This window comes from Limnohabitans sp., assembly GCF_031539175.1.
Classification (GTDB): domain Bacteria; phylum Pseudomonadota; class Gammaproteobacteria; order Burkholderiales; family Burkholderiaceae_C; genus Limnohabitans.
In genome coordinates, this window is the sequence record NZ_JAVKLQ010000007.1 from 33,929 (window position 1) to 53,259 (window position 19,331).

The following is a 19,331-nucleotide window of genomic DNA, read 5'->3' on the forward strand; positions in this document are numbered from 1 at the left end:
TGGGTTGCCCTTGCGGCACGCTGGTTGGATGACATTGGGCTTGGCATGAGCAACCCCCCTTTGTTGATAGGCTGCGATTTCAGCAGCAGCCCCTCCAAACGCAAGCCCGTGGTGCTGGCCTTGGGGTACGCCAAAGCAGGGCGCGTGCAACTGCAAAGCTTGGAACGCTTTGACAACTTGAGCGCTTTTGCCGATTGGCTGCAACAGCCACAAGCGTGGGTGGGTGGGTTTGATTTGCCCTTTGGTCTGCCCCGTGAGTTGGTTGAAACCTTGAATTGGCCCCGCGATTGGTTGCCCTGCATGCAGCACTACGCCGCTCTCAGCCGCGCCGAAATACGCGAGACCTTCAAAGCCTTTTGCAATGCGCGGCCCGTGGGCGGCAAATTCGCCCACCGTGCCACCGACACGCCTGCGGGTTCGAGCCCATCCATGAAATGGGTGAATCCACCCGTCGCCTACATGCTGCACGCGGGCGTGCCGCTGTTGATTGAGGCAGGCGTCACCTTGCCCGGTCTGCATGCCCCCGCTGTGTTGACCGACGTCCCGCGCATTGCCTTGGAGGCCTACCCCGGCTTGTTGGCGCGTGAGCTGATCGGCAACACCAGCTACAAAAGCGACGACAAAGCCAAACAAACCCCCGAGCGCTTGATTGCCCGTAAACAGCTTTTGCAAACCTTGGAGGTGGGCCAAACCCGTTTGGGCCTTCGCCTCAAACTCACCCACGCCCAACACGACACCTTGGTCGACGACGCCAGCGGTGACAGCCTCGACGCTGTGTTGTGCATGGTGCAAGCCGCGTGGGCCCAAGCCCAGCACGCAGCGGGTCATGGGCAATACGGTTTGCCTGAGTGCGATCCGTTGGAGGGATGGATCGTGACAGCTTAAGACGCCTAACGCTCCGACGCCAAATCAGGAATTCGATTGAACGCAATGCGCATCGGCGCGTGGTCTAGACCCGCTTGCGCGCTGGCGAAGTACACCGTGTTTTTGCCGTGCTTGCCGTTGAGCGTGTCGATCGCGGCCAGCAGTTTGCGGCGGTCGCGCACAGGGGCAATTTTTTGGGCCGTGCGCGCGGACAGCGAGCCCGCAGGGTCGGGCGCAACCCCCGCAGCATCGGCTGCAGCTTCATCAAACCCAAACAAATCGCCTGTGTGTTGACCCGCTTCAATCAACCCATGCAACTGCACGCCCACCGTCACGGGCTGAGCCAGCAGGTGCAGGCCGCTGTTCCACAAAATCTCTAAGGTATGCAACAAAAATGCTGTGTCTTGGGTTTCGCCAATCTGTGCGGCGCGGTCGCCACCCATCATCAGGCCTTTGGGGCCACCGCGTCCGTGCCCGTGGCGGCATCGCACATGCACGCTCAGGCTGGTGGCGTACACGTTTTGTTTGCGCAGGCGCATGGCCGCTTTTTGCGTCAGGCGGTTGAGTACGGCAAATGCGCCTGCGGGGTTGCGCAGGTCGGGCGGCAGCACGTGTGAGTGGCCCAGCGACTTGGCCACCGTCTCGCGTGGGCCGTACCACTGGCCGCGCAGCTTGTCGTACATCTCGGCCCCCGCCACGCCGCCCCATGCCGTGCGCAGCAGCTCGCGGGGCGCGGCATACAGCTGCGCCATCGTGTGAATGCCGCAGCGCTCTAGCCGCTGCACCATGCGCGGGCCAATGCCGTTGATCGCTTTGGGCTTGAGCCCATACAAACGCTGCGGCAGCTCGTGCGCCTCAATCACTGTTAGCCCATCGGGCTTTTGCATGTTGGACGCCAGCTTGGCCAGCAGCGTGTTGGGCGCAATGCCCACCGAGGTGCGCATGCATTCGCCCAGCTGCGCCACCACCTCAGCCTTGATGCGCTCGGCCAGCCCCACCGCACGCTCGCGCTGTTGCCAGCGGCCGGTCAGCTCGCACTCCATCTCGTCAATCGACAGCACTTGGCGCACGGGGGCCAGCGTATCCACCACCGCCACGGCGCGGTGGTGCATCTCGACATACTTGGCGTGGTCGGCCAGCACGATGGCAATGTCGGGGCACAGCTGCCGCGCCTCGGCCACACCCGTGCCCGTGCCAATGCCCAGCGCCTTGGCCTCGTAACTGGCGGCAATGCAGCACGACGTGTCGGCCAGCACCGGCACCACGCCCACAGGCCGCCCGCGCAGCGCGGGGTTGAGCTGTTGTTCTACCGAAGCGAAGTAGCTGTTGAAGTCGACGAAGAGGGAGCGAAGCATGATTACTGTATTTAAACACAGTATTTTCTAATGGGTGTTGCCTGTGCTTGCACTTTTTGATAGCATTGTTCGCGTCAACACCAAACACCGCAAAACGCTGCGTGCTGTGTTTGCCAAGCCCACCTCGGCCTCGTTGGTGTTTGCAGACATCGAGTCCCTGTTGGTGGCCTTAGGTGGTGAAGTGCATGAGCGAGAAGGCTCACGCGTCAAGATCATCCTCAAGGGGGAGCAATGGCGCTGTCACCGCCCGCACCCAGGCAAAGAAGCCAAGCGTTATCAGGTGGAAGAAGTGCGCGAGTTGTTAGAACGAATCGGAGTGAAGCCATGAACACCATGACCTACAAAAACTACATTGCTCGCATCGAGTTTGATGAGCGAGACAACATCTTTGTTGGCCGCGTTTTGGGCTTGCGCAGCATCATCAGTTTTCATGGAGAAACTGTGTCTGAACTTCGCCACGAGTTTGAAGTGGCGATTGACGACTTTTTGAACGACTGCAAAGCACAAGGCATCACGCCCGAAAAGCCCGCATCAGGCAAGCTCATGTTGCGTGTGCCGCCTGAAACACATGGGGCTGCTTTGGTCGCAGCGCAGGCGGCGGGGAAGAGTTTGAATCAGTGGGCGACTGAGGTGTTGCAGTCCGCTGCGCACGTTTAAATACACCACCCCATATCCGCAGGCAACGCCTCCAGTTGCCGCAGCTGCGCAATCGCCTCCGCATCGGTGCGATACATGTGCAGCCCCGCATGCGCTTGCAGGCAGCCTGCGCGGCGCAGCACGGTTTCTACCGGTAGCTTCATGCCGCTGATGTGCAGGCTGATGCCGCGCTCGCGCAGCATGGCTTCTAGTTTTGCGAGGCTTTCTACACCAGTGGCATCGATGCGGTTGATGGGCAGGGCAAACAGGCACACATGGGCCACGTTGGGGTGCTGGCTAAGGTGCTCCATCACCGTGCGTTCTAGGGTGCTGGCGGCGGCAAAGTCCAGTTCGGCGTCCATGCGCAGGGCATAAAGGTGGTTGGCCAAGGGGGGTAGTTTCCACAGGTGGCGGTCGCGCAAGCTGCCATCGGCGTGCAGCCCCACTTCAATGATGCGCGGGTGCAAGCGCGTGTGCAAAAAGTGACTCAGGCCCATCACCACACCGGCCAGTACGCCCCAATACAAACGCGGGGCTGAGAGCAGGGTGATGACAAACGTCACCACGGCCGTGGCTGCCTCAACGCGGTTAATTTTGTACAGCTGCACAAACGCATGTGGCTTGATCAGCCCCATCACTGCCGCCACCACGATGGCCGCCAGCACCGACTGCGGCACGGGGTGCAACATGGAAGTGAAAAACAAGAGGATGACCAAGATCACGGCCACCGAAACCAAAGTGGCCCAACTCGTTTGGGCGCCCGCATACAAGTTCAGCGCCGAACGGCTGAAGGACGAACTTGTGGGAAATGCACCGCACAGGCCTGAAGCCACTTTGGCGAGGCCTTGGCCAATCAGGTCTTGGTCTTGGTCCCAGCGTTTGCCGCTGCGGTCGTTGTCCACCTTCGCACTCGATGCGGTTTCTAAAAAGCTCACCAGCGTGATCACCAGTGTGGGCAGCACCAATTGCTTGAACACTTCCCAATCAATCACACTGGGCACAAACAACGCCGGCAAACCTTGCGGCAAGGCGCCCACCACCGCCGTGCCCGAAGCCTCAAGCCCCAACGCCCAGCTCAAACCTGCCGCGCCCAACACCACCACCAAGACGGTCGGAAACGTAGGGCGCCAGCGGCGTGCCAACACCAGCAACACCAAGGTGACCAAGCCAAACACCAAGCTGGCCCAGTCCATGCCTAAGCCGCTCAGCAGCGTTGACCAACCCTGCTGAAACCCGAGCAACGCCGGCAGTTGCGACGAGATGATGAGCACGCCCGCGCCTTGTGTGAACGCCATCAACACCGGCGAGCTGACCAAATTCAACAGCCAGCCAAAACGCGCAAAACCCAGCACCACTTGCAACAAACCCGTCATGAGCGACAGCCACACCGTGAGGTTGACCCACGCTGCACTGCCCGGTTCCGCCATCCCGCTGAGTGACGCCGACACCAAAATGGCCGTGAGCGCCGTGGGCCCCACCGACAAACGCTGCGATGCGCTGAACAGCACCGCCACCAACGCTGGCAGCAGCGACGCATAAATGCCGGTGATCAGCGGCATGCCCGCCAACGCCGCATACGCCACACCTTGTGGAATGACCATCAGACCGACGCTCAAGCCTGCGAAGGCTTCGCTTTTGAGCAGGTGTGAGGTGGGGCGTTGCCAGTTTAAGAACGGGAGCCAGTGTTTCAGGTGGTGCATGTGTTGATCGTAATCGGATGCACGTTGTTATATCAGCGTTGAGGCATGTCTTTGACGGAATAGCCCAGACTCACGGTGGCGTCTTCGGGGATGGGGGGCATGGTCGCGTGCCAGTCTTCCCACGCTTGACGCATGGCTTGCAAGCGTTCGGGTTGGCGGCCCCCGAGGTTGGCACGCTCACGTTCATCGGCGGGGATGTTGAACAGGTAGTCGTTGCCGTCCACGCGCAAATACTTCCAATCGCCATGGCGCAATGCGCGTTGACCGCGGTGGTTCATGCGCCAGTGCAGGGGGCGATCAAACTGGTGCGAGGCATCGCGCAGCACCGATGTGAGCGACACGCCGTCGAGTGGGTGTTGGGCATCGGGTGTGGCGCCACCGAGCTCCAGCATGGTGGCTGACCAGTCCATGGTCATGCAATGTTGTTGGCTCACACCGCCGGGGGCAATCACGGCGGGCCAGTGGGCGATCCAAGGCACGCGAATGCCGCCTTCGGTCAAGTCCATCTTGCCGCCCACCAAGGGCCAGTTGTCGCTGAAACGCTCGCCGCCGTTGTCGCTGGTGAAGACGACCAAGGTGTTGTCGAGTTGGCCGGTACGCTCCAGCGCTTGCATGAGCCAACCAATGCCTTCGTCCATGTGATGGATCATGCGGTGGTAGGTGTGAATGTTGCCGCCGTGCAGGTGAAACAAATTGCTTTTCACCTCTTCGGCCAAGGCGTGGTCTTCGCGTGTTTCCCACGGCCAATGGGGAGCGGTGTAGTGCAGGCTCAAAAAGAAAGGCGTGTCTTGCGCCGCACCTGGGGCCATGCGCTCCACATAGTCCACGGCACGTTTTGACAACAGGTCCGTCAAATAGCCTTCTTCTGAATGCTCTTCTTCGCCGTTGTACAGATCGTGCGTGCCGTTGCCGCTGCAATGGCTGAAGTAGTCCACGCCACCGGCCATGGGGCCGTAGAACTCTTCGTAGCCCGACTTGAGGGGGCTGAACGAAGGGGGGTAGCCCAAGTGCCATTTGCCAATCAAGGCGGTGCGGTAGCCGCTGGCTTTGAGCAGCGATGGCAAGGACGGGTGTTCGGGCGGCAAACCCAGCGTGGTGCTGCCTTTGCTGCGGCTGTTGATGGGTTCTTCGGCCGCACCGCGCAAGCGGTATTGGTAGCGTGCCGTCATCATGGCGAAGCGGGTGGGCGAGCACACGGGGGAGTTGGAATAGCCTTCGGTCAAACGCAGGCCGTTGGCGGCCAAGCCGTCGAGTACCGGAGAGACGGGGCCAAATTTGGCATCGCGGCCGCCGTAGCAACCGAGGTCGGCAAAGCCTAAGTCGTCAGCGACGATGAAGATGATGTTGGGGCGTTGTGTCATGGGCCGTTTATTCGATGTGCATGCCAGTGGATTTGATGATGGGGGCGTACCGGTTGCGCAGGCCTTCAAGGCGTTGTGCAGCGGCGGTGCCTGTTTCGGCTTCGATGACCAAGTCCAAGCCATCTAAGCGTGTTTTGATGTCAGGGCGTGCCAAGGCGTCAGCCATGCCTTTTTGCAAAATGGCCACCACCTCGGGCGGCGTGGCCGTGGGCACCATGGCGATGTAGAGCACTTCCAACGACAAGTCTTTCAAACCCAGTTCGGCCACGGTAGGCACCTCGGGTGCGAGGGGGGAGCGTTTGCGGCTGGTCACGGCCAGCGCATTCATCTTGTCGGCTTTGACGAAGGGCAACATGCCCGGTGTGGCGAGTACGCCGCCATCGACTTCCCCTGAAATCACCGCCGTCACCGCGGGCGTGTTGCCTTTGTAAGGCACATGGGTCACTTTGACTTTGGCGGTGTCTCCCAAAATCTCTGCGGCTAAATGGCCGGGGCTGCCGTTGCTGCCCGAGCTGAAGGTCAAGCCTTTGCCACGTCCGCGTGAGATCAAGTCGTTCATGGTTTTGATCTGCGTGGCTGGGTTCACACCAATCAACAAGCCCGACGATGCAATGATCATCACGGGTTTGAGGTCGTTCACCTTGTAGGGCATGCTGGTGTAGATGCTTGGGTTGATGGTGAACGTGGTGTCGATGCCGATCAACACCGTGTGCCCATCGGGCGCGCTCTTGGCCACCAAGTCTGCGCCTAAGTTGCCACCCGCACCGGGGCGGTTTTCCACCACAAAGGGTTGTTTCAGGGTTTGCTGCATGGCTTCGCCCAAAGAGCGGGCCAAGATGTCGGATGGCCCGCCCGGTGGAAAGCTATTGATCAACCTGACGGGTTTGTTTGGAAAACTCGGCGCTTGTGCCAAAGCCGCCGTGAACGGGCTGATGCATGCCATGGCGAGCGCCAACCAGCGTAAGAGTGTGGGTGTGTTTTTCATAGGGTGTTGATGTGGTTAGTCCAGCGAGACGCCGGTGACTAAGTTGGCACTGTTGGAGTCACTGGCTTCGTAGCCCAGTTTCAGCATGTATTTTGAGCACTAGCCTGTCTTGCGCGTGCGCCAGGTGCAGCGGCGCCAAACTGGCGAGCCATATCCAGCGGCGGAAGTGAGATTTGAATTTCATCGTGCGTCAGTGGAGGTTCGGAACCTTCACAATGTAGGCGCCAGCCCCTTGATTGTTCTAATCAATTGCTCTCCTCGGAAACCCTGATGACACAACGCACACCTTCCCAGCGCCTCGACTCTGTCGATGACTTGCTTTTGTTTCGACTGGGTCTGTTATCGGCTGACGCGGGTGCCATGGTCGTGCGCTTGTGCGAAGGGCGTTACGGCATCACGCGTCGCGAATGGCGTGTGCTCGGGTTGCTTTACGGACACGAAGGCATGCCTCCGTCCACGCTGGCTGAGCGCGCGCATTTAGACCGTGCGCGCACCTCGCGTGCCATCACCACCTTGGTTGAAAAGCAGCTGATCATGCGAACCACAATGCCTTCCGATCGACGTGGCGCACGGTTGACGCTGACGGCAGAAGGTTTGCGCCTGTACCAAGAGCTGATGCCCGAGGTGCAAGACATCAATCGCCGCATTTTGGGCGTGTTGTCGCCCGAAGACATGGTGCAGTTAGACAGCTTTCTCGCGCGCTTGCATGTGAGTGCCCAAGCGCTCAAACACGAGATCGAGCCTGATTTGCCCAAGACTTACCGCTTGCGAGGGCGCAAGTTTTCAGGAGATGCCTCGTCGTGCTGACCTTGTCAGCGAGGCCCTTGAACCGCCTTGTTGTCGTGGCGTGTTGGTGGCTGAGCACGTCTGCGTTGGCGTGGCAGGGCATGGTCACACATGTCAGCGATGGCGACACGGTGTGGGTGCAGCCACTGCAAGGCGGTGAGGTTCAAAAAATACGTTTGCTGGGGCTTGATGCGCCCGAGGTGTGTCAAGCGTGGGGGCCGCAGTCGCGCGAGGCCTTGCATGGGGTGTTGCAAGGGCAGTTGGTGGAAGTGCAGGGCCGTTACCGCGACACCTATGGTCGTTTGCTGGCGAACATCTCACGCCAAGGGCACGACGTGGGGGCGTGGATGGTGGCGCAGGGACACGCTTGGTCTTCGGGTTACCAACGCCGTGCAGGCCCATATGACGCGCTGCAGTTGCAGGCGCAGAGTCAGCATTTGGGGTTGTTTGCCGATGGGCGGGCGGTGCTGCCTCGGGTGTTCAGAAAGCGGTTTGGCGGTTGCCACTGAGGACTTTGACGCGCCGCATGCGCTGCGTGTGTGACGCCTTGCCTTTTCGCTGAGGCTGGCGCGTCAGTGGCTTTTTCCGCAGACCGGGCAGCTCGGGTTGCGCTTCACCCGCATTTCATTCCATTCCATACCGCGACCATCCAGCATTTGCAAATGCCCGACCAAGCGCGAGCCGATGCCTGTGATGAGCTTGACCGTCTCCATGGCTTGCATGGTGCCAATCACGCCCACCAGCGGTGCGAGCACGCCCATGGTGGCGCAGCGCACTTCTTCGGGCGCGGTGTCTGGCGGGAAAATGCAGGCGTAGCAGGGCGATTGCACGTCGCGTGCGTCATACACAGCCAACTGACCATCCATGCGAATGGCGGCGCCTGAGACCAATGGCACATGGTGCTTCACGCAGGCCGCGTTGACGGCTTGGCGTGTGGTGAAGTTGTCGCAGCAATCGACCACCACGTGCACGGTGGGCACCAAGCGGTCGAGTTCGTCGGCGTCGAGTTTGTGGGCCAGTGTGGTCACGCGCACTTCGGGGTTGAGGGCATGCATGGCCTGCGCTGCAGACGTCACCTTGGCTTCACCAACGCGGTCGGTGCTGTGCGCAATTTGGCGTTGCAAGTTGGTCAGATCGACCGTGTCGTGGTCAGCGATGGTGATGTGGCCCACGCCTGAGGCGGCCAAGTACAGCGCGACGGGCGAGCCCAAGCCTCCCGCACCGACGATCAACACATGGCTGTCAATGAGTTGCTGCTGCCCCTCGATGCCCACCTCGTCGAGCAAGATGTGGCGCGAGTAGCGCAGCAGTTGGTCGTCATTCACCGCAAACCCACCTGTGGCTTATTTGTCTTTTTTCTCGGCAGGACGCTCGGTTTGCGTCTTGCTGGCCAACACGGGCTGGCCTTTGAGCTGCTTGAGCGCTTGTTGCAGTTGGAAGTCTTGCTCGCTGCCAAACTCAGGCGGGCGACGCTCGCTGTTGGGCTTCTTAGACTCTTCTTCCAAGCGCTTCATGGCTTCTTCGCGGGCTTTTTCTTTCTCTTTTTCTTTGGCAGCGTCTTTGGTGTCTTTGCCTTGGCCGCTTTCCAAATGCTTGTCTAAGTCGGCTTCACGCATGCGCAAAATGGCGAATGGGCTGCCTTCGGCGGTGTCGTCCAGCAACACTTCAGGCACGATGCCTTTGGCTTGGATGGAGCGGCCGCTTGGCGTGTAGTAACGCGCCGTGGTGATCTTCAACGCTGTGTCTGCACCCAGCTGACGCACGGTTTGCACCGAGCCTTTGCCAAAGGTTTGGCTGCCCATGATGGTGGCGCGTTTGTGGTCTTGCAGGGCGCCCGCGACGATTTCGCTGGCCGAGGCCGAGCCTTCGTTCACCAACACCACCAAGGGGACGGTGCGGTAAATCCCTTTGGTCGCTTGGTGCAAGCGGGCAATCGGGTCATTGCCGCTGGTGCGACGGTAAAACTCGGGCGAGGCTTTGTAGACAAACTTGCTCTCAGCCAATTGACCATTGGTTGACACCACGGCCACGTTTTCAGGCAAGAACACGGCGGACACGGCCACCGCAGCATCTAACAAACCACCTGGGTCGTTGCGCAAGTCCAGCACCAAGCCTTTGAGCTTGGGCTCTTGTTTGTAGATGTCTTCGAGCTTTTTAGCGAAATCGTCCACCGAGCGCTCTTGGAACTGGCTCAGGCGAATCCAGCCCATGCCGGGCTCCACCACTTTGCCTTTAACGCTCTGTGTTTTGATCTCTTCGCGAATGATGTTCACGGGGAACGTGCGGTTTTCGTCTTTGCGGAAGATGGTCAGCAACACTTTGGTGCCGGGCTCGCCACGCATGCGTTTGACCGCGTCGTTGAGCGAGAGGCCTTTGACCGCGGTGTCGTCAATTTTGGTGATCAAGTCGCCGGACTTCATGCCCGCACGGAAAGCGGGTGAGCCTTCGATGGGCGACACCACTTTGATCAAACCTTCTTCTTGGGTGATCTCAATGCCCACGCCCACAAAGCGACCGGTGGTGCCTTCGCGGAATTCTTTGAAGGTCTTTTTGTCGTAGTACTGCGAGTGCGGGTCAAGGCTAGCGACCATGCCGGTGATGGCGTCGCTGATGAGTTTTTTCTCGTCCACAGGCTCGACGTAGTCGCTCTTGACCATGCTAAACACGGCGGCGAGTTGCTGCAGCTCTTCCAACGGTAGCGGTGCCATGTTGGCGCGTGCCGTGGTTTGCAGCGAGACGGTGGTCAGTGCGCCGGCCAGCGCGCCGACGGTGATCCAACCTGCGATCTTGAGTTTGTGGCTCATGTTGCCCTTGAGTGTTGACGTGATTTGCGAGAGGCTCAATATACAACGCGCCTTGACGGCGCGTTGGTTGACAGGTCGATTAGGCTTTGCCTTGTGAGGCCACTGCGGCCGCGGCTTTGGCGGCAGCTTCGGCATCGCCCAAGTAGTAATGGCGAATGGGTTTGAGGTTTTCGTCCAATTCGTACACCAAGGGGATGCCATTGGGGATATTGACACCCACGATCTCGTCATCACCGATGTTGTCGAGGTACTTCACCAAGGCGCGGATGGAGTTGCCGTGCGCGGCCACCACGATGCGTTTGCCAGCTTTGATGGCGGGGGCCATCGACTCGTTCCAGAACGGCATGACCCGTTCGACGGTGTCTTTCAGACATTCGGTCAGCGGCACTTGCACGGGGTCGAGCTTGGCATAACGGGGGTCGCTGCGCTCGCTGCGGGGGTCGGTAGCTTCGAGCACAGGTGGGGGGGTGTCGTAGCTGCGGCGCCAGATCAGCACTTGTTCGTCGCCGTATTGTTTGGCCATGTCGGCTTTGTTCAGGCCTTGCAAACTGCCGTAGTGGCGCTCATTCAGACGCCAGCTTTTCACCACGGGCAGCCAAGTGCAGTCCATCTCGTCCAAAGCGAGGTAGAGGGTGCGAATGGCGCGTTTCAAGACGCTGGTGTAGGCCACGTCGAATTGAAAACCTTCGGCTTTGAGCAAACGGCCCGCCGTTTTGGCTTGTTCGATGCCGGTGGGGGTGAGGTCAACATCGGTCCAGCCGGTGAAGCGGTTTTCAAGGTTCCAGGTCGATTCGCCGTGGCGGATTAAAACAAGCTTGTACATGGTGTGTGAAACAAAGTCAGTGAAAGGTTAGCCATGATTTTAGAATGCGGGGCTGACACGAATTTTTCTAACCCCCCTGAACTGGATTCCCCGTGAAATTTATTCTCGATAACTGGATGTTGATTGCTGTGGCACTCGGCAGCGGCTTCTTCTTGGTGCTGCCTGTGGTGCAAGGTGCTGCTGCAACCGGTATTTCGCCCAATGAGGCGGTGCAGTGCATGAACCGTGAAAAAGGCATCGTCATTGACGTCTGCAGCGCTGAAGAATTTGCGGCTTCGCACATCAACGGCGCCGTGAACGTGCCTTTGGACCAACTTGAAGGCCGTTTGGCCAGTGTGGTCAAAAACAAAAGCGTGCCTTTGATTTTGGTCTGCGCCGCCGGTTCGCGCTCCAAGCGTGCCCAAGCGGTGGCTCAAAAACTGGGCTACGAGAAGGTGCATTCTTTGCAGGGCGGACTCAAAGCTTGGAAAGAAGCTAACCTTCCTCTCTCCAAAGCCTAATTACCTCTGAAAGACCTGCATGCAAGCCGTCAAGATGTATACCACCGCCGTTTGCCCCTATTGCATCCGTGCCAAACAGCTGTTGACCGCCAAAGGCGTCGCCAACATTGAAGAAGTGCGCATCGACACTGACCCGCAAGCGCGTGCCTATATGATGGAAATTACGGGGCGCCGCACGGTGCCTCAAATTTTCATTGGTGACACCCATGTGGGCGGTTGTGACGACCTGATGGCGCTCGACAGCCAAGGCGGTTTGGTGCCTTTGTTGCAGCTTTAAGCTGACATAATTCAGCTTCCCGATGGGTCGCCCGCTTCGGTGTTTTGCCGACGCGGGTTTTTTTATGCACTTGGAAAAGAATAATGTCTGACGAACAACAAACTCCCGTATTTCAAATTCAACGCGTCTACTTGAAAGACATGTCGTTGGAGCAACCCAACTCGCCCGCCATTTTGATGGCCCAAGAGCAGCCTTCTGTGGACATCCAGTTGGGCGTGGGCATGGAACAAGTGGCGGATGGCATCGTTGAAGTCACCGTGACAGCTACTGTGACCACCAAAATTCAAGACAAAACCGTGTTCTTGGTCGAAGCCAAACAAGCCGGTATTTTTGAAGTGCGCAACCTGCCCGAAGACCAAATGGGTCCCGTCATTGGCATCGCTTGCCCACAAATTATTTACCCCTACTTGCGCGGTAACGTGGCCGACATCATCCAACGCGCGGGTTTCCCACCAGTGCACTTGGCTGAAATCAACTTCCAAGCCATGTACGAGCAACAACAGCAGCAACAAGCTGCCGCTGCGGTTCAGTAATTTCAGACCTAGGCTGTTGCGATGAAGATTGCCGTGCTTGGCGCTGGTGCTTGGGGCACCGCCTTGGCCATCAACGCAGGCGCACACCATGCGGTGACCTTGTGGGCGCGCGATGCGTCCCAAGTGCAAGCCATGCAGGCGGAGCGTGTGAACACGCGCTACCTGCCCGGCTTGCCGTTCACTGCCGGTGTGCAGGTGTCTTCAGAAGCTCTGGGCCCATGGCTGGCCGAACAAGATTTGGTGGTCGTGGGCTCGCCCATGAGCGCCTTGCGCGGCATGCTGACGCAGTTGGCGCCAATCTTGGGCGACCGAGTGCCCGTGGCGTGGCTGTGCAAAGGCTTTGAGGCTGCGCAGCCCGAGGCCTTTAACTTGGACGCTTCGCACGCCAGTTCTGCACGCCCAGATGCCTCGCCGATGGGCGTGGGCTTGATGGCCCACGAAGTGCGCGCACAGGTCGCCCCCGTGTTGCGCGGTGGCGCATTGAGCGGCCCCAGTTTTGCCCAAGAAGTGGCACGCGGTATGCCCACTGCCTTGGTCGCTGCCAGCAGCGATGCTGCGGCGCGTGATGCGATGGTGCAAGCCTTTCACAACCCCAGCCTGCGCGTGTACGCCAACGACGACATCGTCGGCGTCGAAGTCGGCGGCGCTGTGAAAAACGTGCTCGCCATTGCCACCGGTTTGTGCGACGGCTTGCAGCTCGGGCTCAACGCCCGTGCAGCCTTGATCACCCGTGGGTTGGCTGAAATCACACGCTTAGGCGTGGCCTTGGGCGCCAAGGCCGAAACCTTCATGGGCTTGTCGGGCTTGGGCGACTTGGTGCTCACCGCCACCGGCGACCTCAGCCGCAACCGCAAAGTGGGCCTCGCCTTGGCCCAAGGCATGACTCTGCAACAAGCGGTGGACTCACTCGGTCATGTGGCCGAAGGCGTGTATTGCGCCCGTACCGTGGTGCAACGTGCCCAAGCCTTGGGCGTGGACATGCCGATTGCCCAAGCTGTGGTGGCCTTGCTCGATGGCCAGATTTCGCCTGCACAGGCGGTCGCTGTCTTGATGGGGCGTGGGGCTAAGGGCGAGTAAAGGCAGGCAGCAACAGATGCGTCTGCTTTTCGCATGGCTCTTGTGTATCTGCCTCACCGCGTGTGGCGTGGTCACGGAGCAGTCTGTGTATGAAGGTATTCGCGCCACGCAGCGTGCGAAATCTGCGGGGACGGGGCAAGATGACAAGGCCTTGCCAGACTACGACCAATACAAACAGGAGCGTGAGAAGCTCAAAAAATAGGCGTCAGCAGCAGCTTTGGCGCCATCGCGCTCAAACCTCCAAGTTATCAATCAACCGCGTCTTCCCCAACTTAGCCGCACCCAGCACCACCAGCGGTTCGTCACAAGGCCCGGTGAGCGGCGATAAATCATGTTGACGGCGCACCGTCAGATAGTCAGGTTGCCAGCCACGCGCACGCAGCGCTTCCATCGCAGCGGCTTCGATCGTCGTCACATCCAGCACGCCAGCCGCATTACCTGCACGTGCCGCAGCCGCCAAGCCCTTCAACGCCATCGACAGTTGCACGGCTTCCGCACGCTCTTCGGTGCTCAAGTAGCCATTGCGTGAGCTCAGGGCCAAACCGTTTTCAGCGCGTCGCGTTTCGCCGCCAATGATCTCGATGGGCAGCGCCATTTGTTGCACCATGCGGCGGATGACCATGAGTTGTTGGTAGTCTTTTTTGCCAAAGAACGCGATGTCGGGCTGTACGCAGTTAAAGAGTTTGTGCACCACGGTGCTCACGCCCACAAAGAAGCCGGGGCGGAAGGCGCCTTCCAAGATGTCGGCCAGGTCAGCGGGAGGGTGTACTTTGAACACTTGGGGTTCGGGGTACAGGTCTTTTTCAGAGGGCGCAAACAACACGTCGCAGCCGTTGGCGGCGAGTTGCTCGCAGTCGCGCTCGAAGGTGCGGGGGTAGGTGTCGAAGTCTTCGTTGGGGCCGAATTGCAGGCGGTTCACAAAGATGCTGGCCACGGTCATGCCGCCTTGCGGGGCGCGGGCGTCTACCGCTTGGCGGGCCATTTGCATCAAGTCCAAGTGGCCTTGGTGCAGGTTGCCCATGGTGGCCACAAAGGCGCGCAGGGCGGCTGGTTTCAGTGCGCGACGGAGGTCGTCAATGGTGTGGACGATGTGCATGTGTGTTTACCAAGCGTGTTCAGCGTTGACAGGGAAGCTGCCGTCTTTCACGGCGGCCACGTAGGCCTCCATGGCGGCTTGCACGCTGGGGCTGCCGGTCATGAAGTTGCGAACGAATTTGGGGTTCTTGCCGAGGTTGATGCCCAGCATGTCGTGCATCACCAGGACTTGACCGGCAGTGCCATTGCCCGCGCCAATGCCAATGGTGTGGCAGCGGGGCAGGTCGTGGGTGAGTGCGGTCGACAGGGCTTCGGGCACCATTTCCAGCACCACCATGGAGGCACCGGCGTCTTGCAGGTCTAAGGCGTGTTGGCGCAGTTGGACCGCCGACTCGCCACGGCCTTGCACACGGTAGCCACCCAAAGCGTGGACGGTTTGCGGTGTCAGGCCTAAGTGGGCGCACACGGGGATGCCACGCTCGACCAGAAAGCGCACGGTGTCGGTGGTCCAGCCGGCGCCTTCGAGCTTGACCATGTGCGCGCCGGCTTGCATCAACACGCTGGCGCTGCGCAAGGCTTGCTCTTTGGACTCGTGGTAGCTGCCAAAGGGCAGGTCGCCAATGATCCATGTGGTGCCTTGCACCCGTTGCACGCCACGCGCCACGCATTCGACGTGGTAACGCATGGTGTCTAAGCTGACACCCACGGTGCTCGACAAGCCTTGGCAGACCATGCCCAGCGAGTCGCCCACCAACAGGCACTCCACGCCAGCGGCATCGGCCACGGCGGCAAAGGTGGCGTCGTAGGCGGTGAGCATGGTGATTTTTTCGCCACGTGCGCGCATGTCGTGCAAGCGCGGCAAGCTGATGGGTTTGCGGGCCGATACGGGCGAGGCCGGTGGCAAGGTGCCGTAAGGCGATGCGTTTTGACTTTGGGGGGCGTTGCTGGAGTTGCTCATAAAGGATGCGGCCAGATGCCAGTCGTTGAGGTGTGGACGCGTTAGCTCGGCGTGTAGGCCAAACGCACGTAAATGGGCGCAAAGGCCTCGGCCTGCGTGATTTCGATCAGGGTTTCTTTGCCCAGTTCAAGCAGCGCGATGAAGGTGACCACCAACACGGGCACGCCCTGTGCGGGGTCAAAGAGTTTCTCAAACTCGACAAAGCGTTGGCCTTGGAGTTTGCGCAGCACGATGCTCATGTGCTCGCGCACCGACAGCTCTTCGCGCGAAATTTTGTGGTGCTGAATGAGCTTGGCGCGCTTCAAAATATCGGCCCACGCCTGCTGCAACTCCACCACCTGCACGTCGGGGAAGCGCGGTTGCAGCGATTGCTCGATGAACACTTGCGCCTTCAAGAAGTCGCGTCCGTATTGCGGCACTTCGTTGAGCTTGGCGGCCGCCAGCTTCATTTGCTCGTATTCGAGCAAGCGGCGCACCAACTCGGCACGCGGGTCTTCGGGCTCTTGGCCTTCAGCCACCTTTTTGGGCGGCAGCAGCATGCGTGACTTGATTTCAATCAGCATCGCGGCCATCAGCAGGTATTCGGCGGCCAGCTCTAGGTTGCGGCTGCGAATCTCGTCCACATAACTCAGGTACTGGCGCGTGAGCGCCGCCATCGGGATGTCGAGGATGTTGAAGTTTTGCTTGCGGATCAAGTACAGCAGCAAATCCAATGGGCCTTGGAAGGCTTCGAGGAAAACTTCCAGCGCATCGGGCGGGATGTACAAGTCCTGCGGCATGGCGAACAGGGGCTCGCCATACAGGCGGGCCACGGCCACGTTGTCGATCACCTCAGGCATGGCGGAGGCAGGTGGTGCCTCGGCGGTGGGCAGGGTGATGTCAGCAGGGTTCACAGCGTGCGCTTAATCGGAAGGCTTAGGCCAAGACCGAAGGTCTTTATGCGTTCGTTTGGTAAACGTAAGGCTTTTGCGCCACGCGGCCGGCTTGCAGGTCTTGCTGCACGTCGCGGTTCACTTCTTTGTCCCACAGCAGGGCGCGGCCATCGCGTTGCGCTTGTTCCAAGCCAGGCTTTTGGGCTTTGAGCTGTTCGATGAACTGCGTGGCTTCAGAGGTGTAGTGGTCGCGTTGAAAGATCGACATGGTGAGGGTTCCTAAGAGAAGAGGTGAATTTTAACGATGCAGGCTGCACGGGTCCTGACGCGTGGCTCAGGTTGTGGCCAAGGCAATGCCTTGGGTCAAGTCAGCGGCCATTTCGGCATGCGAGGCCTCGCCCACCAAGCCGCTGCGTTGGGCAATGTCCAGCGGCTGGTGGGCCAAGCCACACAGCACCAATCGGCGTTGTTTTTTGTGACAGGCACGGGCCAAAGACAGCAAGGCATCGACGCCCGACGAGTCGATGTAGATCAGGTTTTTCAGGTCCAGCACCACCGCGCGGGCGGGTAAGTTTTCTTCCACGGCCTCCACCAGCTTCACCGCGCCAAAAAACAATGCGCCGTAAAAGCGGTGCGCTTGCACGTCGTCGCCCAGCCCCGCCAAGGCGGGTTGGTCTTGCGCCGACACGGGTTCGGCGCGGGTGAGGTTGGAGATGCGGTAGATGAAAGTCAGGCACGCGGCAATCAGGCCCACCTCGACGGCCACGGTCAAATCGACCACCACCGTCAGCAAAAACACCGCCAACAGCGTGGCGCGGTAAGGCATGCGGTATTGGCGCAGGTGCACAAATTGGCGCCATTCGCCCATGTTCCACGCCACGAACATCAAAATGGCCGACAACGCCGCCAACGGCACGTTGGCCGCCAAAGGCGCAGCCACCAGCATCACCACCAGCAAGGTCAAGGCGTGCACCATGCCCGCGATGGGGCTGTTGCCACCGTTTTTCACGTTGGTCACAGTTCGGGCGATGGTGCCCGTGGCGGGCATGCCACCAAAAAATGGGGTGACCATGTTGGCAATGCCTTGCGCCATCAGCTCTTGGTTGGCGTCATGGCGGTCGCCATAGGGGCTGTCGGCCATCATTTGGTCGGCAATGCGCGCGCACAGCAGCGACTCAATCGAGCCCAGCAAGGCCAGCGTGGTCGCCGGAATTAACAAAAATTTAGCGGTTTCCCAGCTGAACGTGGGCCATTCAAAGGCGGGCAAGGTGTTGGGAATGCTGCCAAAGCGTGAGGCGATGGTTTCTACGTTCAAGTTCAGTGCTTGGCTGGCCAGCGAGGCCAGCACCAGCACCAAGACAGAGCCGGGCACCACGCTGATCTTTTTGGCGTGCGCGTGTTGCTGACTCAGCTTGGGCATCACAAATTGCCACACGACCAGCAGCCCCAAACAGCCGCAGGCCAGCGCCAAGGCTTGCAGGTTGAGTGTGTCGAGGTGTGAGGCCAGCGTGCGCAAAATGCCAAAGAAGTCGGCGGGCATGGCTGTGACGCTGAGCCCTAAAAAGTCTTTCACCTGCGACACCATGATCAGCACCGCAATGCCGTTGGTGAAGCCAATCACCACGGCGACGGGGATGAACCGAATCAAACTGCCCAAGCGCATCACGCCCATGGCAAACAGCATCATGCCTGACATGACGGTGGCGATGATGAGGTTGGCCAAGCCGTAGCGTTCCAAAATGCCGTACACGATGACGATGAACGCCCCCGCAGGCCCGCCAATTTGCACGCGACTGCCGCCCAAGGCTGAAATCAAAAAGCCCGCCATGATGGCGGTGAACAAACCCGCTTCCGGCTTGAGGCCCGAGGCAATGGCAAACGCCATGGCCAGCGGCAGTGCCACCACGCCCACGGTGACGCCTGCGCCCACATCTTGCACAAAACGCGTGCGGTTGTAGCCCTGCAAGGCATCGAGCAAACGGGGACGGAAAAAAGAGAAAGAAGCCAAATTCATCGTTGCAACCTATCTTTGACGTCGTCGAGCACGGGGCGCAAAGCCACGGTCCACAGCAACAACGCCAACGGCAAGGTGGTGATGTAGCCCCAGCCCTTAAAGCCCAGAGCCCCCACCACGCCGCCACAAAAAAAACAAGCAATCAACAACGCTTGAAGACGCAGGCGTTGACGGTTGGCACGCACTTGGGGCACGCCTTGTGCCGAGGTGCTGCTGCGGTTCACATAAAGTAACTTGCCCAACTCAATGCCAAAGTCGGTCACCAAGCCGGTGATGTGCGTGGTGCGAATTTCGGCATGGGAGATTTTGGTGATCACTGCGTTTTGCAAGCCCATCATGAAGCACAGCAGCATGACCGTGAGTGGCAAAAATACGCTGGCAAAGCTGCTGATGGCCGCTCCAAACAAACCAAACACCAGTAGGGCCAAAGATTCCAACAGCAAGGGCAAGCTGTAAGCGCTGGCGAGATGGCGGCGCAGTCCCCAATTCACCAACACGGCGGTGCTCATGGCACCTGCCACGAAGGCGATCAAACTCCCCACGCCCGTGGCGACCAAGTCGAAATGCCCCAGCACCAAGTCGTCAGCCACCGAAGACACCACGCCCGTCATGTGCGAGGTGTAACGTCCGATGGCTAAAAAACCACCCGCATTGGCCGCACCCGCCACAAAACTCAACACGGCCCCCAACTTGACGTTGGCTTGGTTCGACCGCGCAATGCTGGTCCAGCCGTGGATGAGTGGGAACATGC

23 protein-coding genes are annotated in these 19,331 nt (G+C 59.7%); 10 read left to right on the forward strand and 13 right to left on the reverse strand.

The features are described 5' to 3' along the window. Window positions 1-45 precede the first annotated feature (45 nt). Window positions 46-885, forward strand: a complete 840-nt coding sequence (locus RMS95_RS01490; RefSeq protein WP_310642952.1) for a DUF429 domain-containing protein — start codon at window positions 46-48, stop codon at window positions 883-885. Window positions 886-890: 5 nt separating this feature from the next. On the opposite strand, the gene RMS95_RS01495 is transcribed toward RMS95_RS01490, so the two are convergent. Beyond that, window positions 891-2,219, reverse strand: a complete 1,329-nt coding sequence (locus tag RMS95_RS01495; protein WP_310642954.1) for a DNA-directed DNA polymerase — start codon at window positions 2,217-2,219, stop codon at window positions 891-893. Window positions 2,220-2,262: 43 nt separating this feature from the next. Between RMS95_RS01495 and RMS95_RS01500 the strand changes: the two genes are divergently transcribed. Together RMS95_RS01500 and RMS95_RS01505 are read left to right on the forward strand one after the other, a co-directional pair. Next, window positions 2,263-2,547 carry a type II toxin-antitoxin system HicA family toxin gene (locus RMS95_RS01500; RefSeq protein WP_310642956.1) on the forward strand — a complete coding sequence of 95 codons (285 nt, stop codon included), beginning with the start codon at window positions 2,263-2,265 and terminating at the stop codon, window positions 2,545-2,547. Continuing rightward, window positions 2,544-2,876 (forward strand): type II toxin-antitoxin system HicB family antitoxin, encoded by a 333-nt coding sequence (locus RMS95_RS01505; protein ID WP_310642958.1) that lies wholly within the window; start codon window positions 2,544-2,546, stop codon window positions 2,874-2,876. Before RMS95_RS01500 ends, RMS95_RS01505 begins: the two co-directional genes overlap by 4 nt. Here the strand turns inward: RMS95_RS01505 and RMS95_RS01510 are convergent. The 3 genes from RMS95_RS01510 to RMS95_RS01520 are packed head-to-tail and all read right to left on the reverse strand — an operon-like array spanning window position 2,873 to window position 6,901. Then, on the reverse strand, window positions 2,873-4,555 hold the full coding sequence (locus RMS95_RS01510; RefSeq protein ID WP_310642960.1) for a SulP family inorganic anion transporter: 1,683 nt from the start codon (window positions 4,553-4,555) through the stop codon (window positions 2,873-2,875). The two genes, RMS95_RS01505 and RMS95_RS01510, sit on opposite strands and share 4 nt — an antisense overlap. A 32-nt stretch (window positions 4,556-4,587) precedes the next feature. After that, a complete protein-coding gene (locus tag RMS95_RS01515; protein WP_310642962.1) occupies window positions 4,588-5,916 on the reverse strand; it encodes a sulfatase-like hydrolase/transferase in 1,329 nt (442 codons plus the stop codon). A gap of 7 nt (window positions 5,917-5,923) precedes the next feature. Continuing rightward, entirely contained in the window at window positions 5,924-6,901 is a 978-nt protein-coding gene (locus RMS95_RS01520) for a tripartite tricarboxylate transporter substrate binding protein (protein ID WP_310642963.1), read from the reverse strand. Window positions 6,902-7,171: 270 nt separating this feature from the next. Here RMS95_RS01520 and RMS95_RS01525 point away from each other — a divergent pair, with 270 nt between their 5' ends. Beyond that, a complete protein-coding gene (locus tag RMS95_RS01525; RefSeq protein WP_310642965.1) occupies window positions 7,172-7,708 on the forward strand; it encodes a MarR family transcriptional regulator in 537 nt (178 codons plus the stop codon). Next, complete coding sequence (locus tag RMS95_RS01530; RefSeq protein ID WP_310642967.1) at window positions 7,702-8,196, forward strand: thermonuclease family protein; 495 nt, start codon at window positions 7,702-7,704, stop codon at window positions 8,194-8,196. The genes RMS95_RS01525 and RMS95_RS01530 overlap by 7 nt, the downstream gene beginning before the upstream one ends. 63 nt (window positions 8,197-8,259) lie before the next feature. On the opposite strand, the gene RMS95_RS01535 is transcribed toward RMS95_RS01530, so the two are convergent. The 3 genes from RMS95_RS01535 to gpmA all read right to left on the reverse strand — a co-directional run bounded on the left by RMS95_RS01535 (window position 8,260) and on the right by gpmA (window position 11,314). Next, window positions 8,260-9,012: a molybdopterin-synthase adenylyltransferase MoeB gene (locus RMS95_RS01535; RefSeq protein ID WP_310642969.1), complete on the reverse strand. Its 753-nt coding sequence runs from the start codon at window positions 9,010-9,012 to the stop codon at window positions 8,260-8,262. An 18-nt stretch (window positions 9,013-9,030) separates the two neighbouring features. Then, window positions 9,031-10,491 (reverse strand): S41 family peptidase, encoded by a 1,461-nt coding sequence (locus RMS95_RS01540; protein WP_310642970.1) that lies wholly within the window; start codon window positions 10,489-10,491, stop codon window positions 9,031-9,033. A gap of 79 nt (window positions 10,492-10,570) precedes the next feature. Beyond that, complete coding sequence (gene gpmA / locus RMS95_RS01545; RefSeq protein WP_310642972.1) at window positions 10,571-11,314, reverse strand: 2,3-diphosphoglycerate-dependent phosphoglycerate mutase; 744 nt, start codon at window positions 11,312-11,314, stop codon at window positions 10,571-10,573. A 92-nt stretch (window positions 11,315-11,406) separates the two neighbouring features. On the opposite strand from gpmA, the gene RMS95_RS01550 reads away from it, so the two are divergent. The 5 genes from RMS95_RS01550 to RMS95_RS01570 all read left to right on the forward strand — a co-directional run bounded on the left by RMS95_RS01550 (window position 11,407) and on the right by RMS95_RS01570 (window position 13,903). Further along, entirely contained in the window at window positions 11,407-11,814 is a 408-nt protein-coding gene (locus tag RMS95_RS01550; protein WP_310642973.1) for a rhodanese-like domain-containing protein, read from the forward strand. A gap of 19 nt (window positions 11,815-11,833) precedes the next feature. Continuing rightward, window positions 11,834-12,091 (forward strand): glutaredoxin 3, encoded by a 258-nt coding sequence (grxC, locus tag RMS95_RS01555; RefSeq protein ID WP_310642975.1) that lies wholly within the window; start codon window positions 11,834-11,836, stop codon window positions 12,089-12,091. 83 nt (window positions 12,092-12,174) lie between these two features. Then, window positions 12,175-12,624, forward strand: coding sequence for a protein-export chaperone SecB (gene secB, locus RMS95_RS01560; RefSeq protein ID WP_310642977.1), 450 nt, complete (start codon window positions 12,175-12,177; stop codon window positions 12,622-12,624). Window positions 12,625-12,645: 21 nt separating this feature from the next. Beyond that, window positions 12,646-13,701, forward strand: coding sequence for an NAD(P)H-dependent glycerol-3-phosphate dehydrogenase (locus tag RMS95_RS01565; protein WP_310642979.1), 1,056 nt, complete (start codon window positions 12,646-12,648; stop codon window positions 13,699-13,701). A gap of 16 nt (window positions 13,702-13,717) precedes the next feature. Next, on the forward strand, window positions 13,718-13,903 hold the full coding sequence (locus RMS95_RS01570; RefSeq protein ID WP_310642981.1) for a hypothetical protein: 186 nt from the start codon (window positions 13,718-13,720) through the stop codon (window positions 13,901-13,903). A 30-nt stretch (window positions 13,904-13,933) separates the two neighbouring features. On the opposite strand, the gene panC is transcribed toward RMS95_RS01570, so the two are convergent. The 6 genes from panC to RMS95_RS01600 form a co-directional block, all read right to left on the reverse strand. Next, the gene (gene panC, locus RMS95_RS01575; RefSeq protein ID WP_310642983.1) at window positions 13,934-14,797 is read right to left on the reverse strand and encodes a pantoate--beta-alanine ligase; all 864 of its coding nucleotides are present in this window, start codon (window positions 14,795-14,797) and stop codon (window positions 13,934-13,936) included. Window positions 14,798-14,803: 6 nt separating this feature from the next. Beyond that, entirely contained in the window at window positions 14,804-15,694 is an 891-nt protein-coding gene (panB, locus tag RMS95_RS01580) for a 3-methyl-2-oxobutanoate hydroxymethyltransferase (protein WP_310642985.1), read from the reverse strand. Window positions 15,695-15,735: 41 nt separating this feature from the next. Then, the gene (locus RMS95_RS01585) at window positions 15,736-16,533 is read right to left on the reverse strand and encodes a ScpA family protein (protein WP_310643171.1); all 798 of its coding nucleotides are present in this window, start codon (window positions 16,531-16,533) and stop codon (window positions 15,736-15,738) included. Window positions 16,534-16,630: 97 nt separating this feature from the next. Next, window positions 16,631-16,834 (reverse strand): DUF3460 family protein, encoded by a 204-nt coding sequence (locus tag RMS95_RS01590; RefSeq protein ID WP_310642987.1) that lies wholly within the window; start codon window positions 16,832-16,834, stop codon window positions 16,631-16,633. A gap of 66 nt (window positions 16,835-16,900) precedes the next feature. Then, a complete protein-coding gene (locus RMS95_RS01595; RefSeq protein ID WP_310642989.1) occupies window positions 16,901-18,580 on the reverse strand; it encodes a SulP family inorganic anion transporter in 1,680 nt (559 codons plus the stop codon). Then, the gene (locus tag RMS95_RS01600) at window positions 18,577-19,329 is read right to left on the reverse strand and encodes a YoaK family protein (protein ID WP_310642991.1); all 753 of its coding nucleotides are present in this window, start codon (window positions 19,327-19,329) and stop codon (window positions 18,577-18,579) included. The genes RMS95_RS01595 and RMS95_RS01600 overlap by 4 nt, the downstream gene beginning before the upstream one ends. Window positions 19,330-19,331 lie beyond the last annotated feature (2 nt).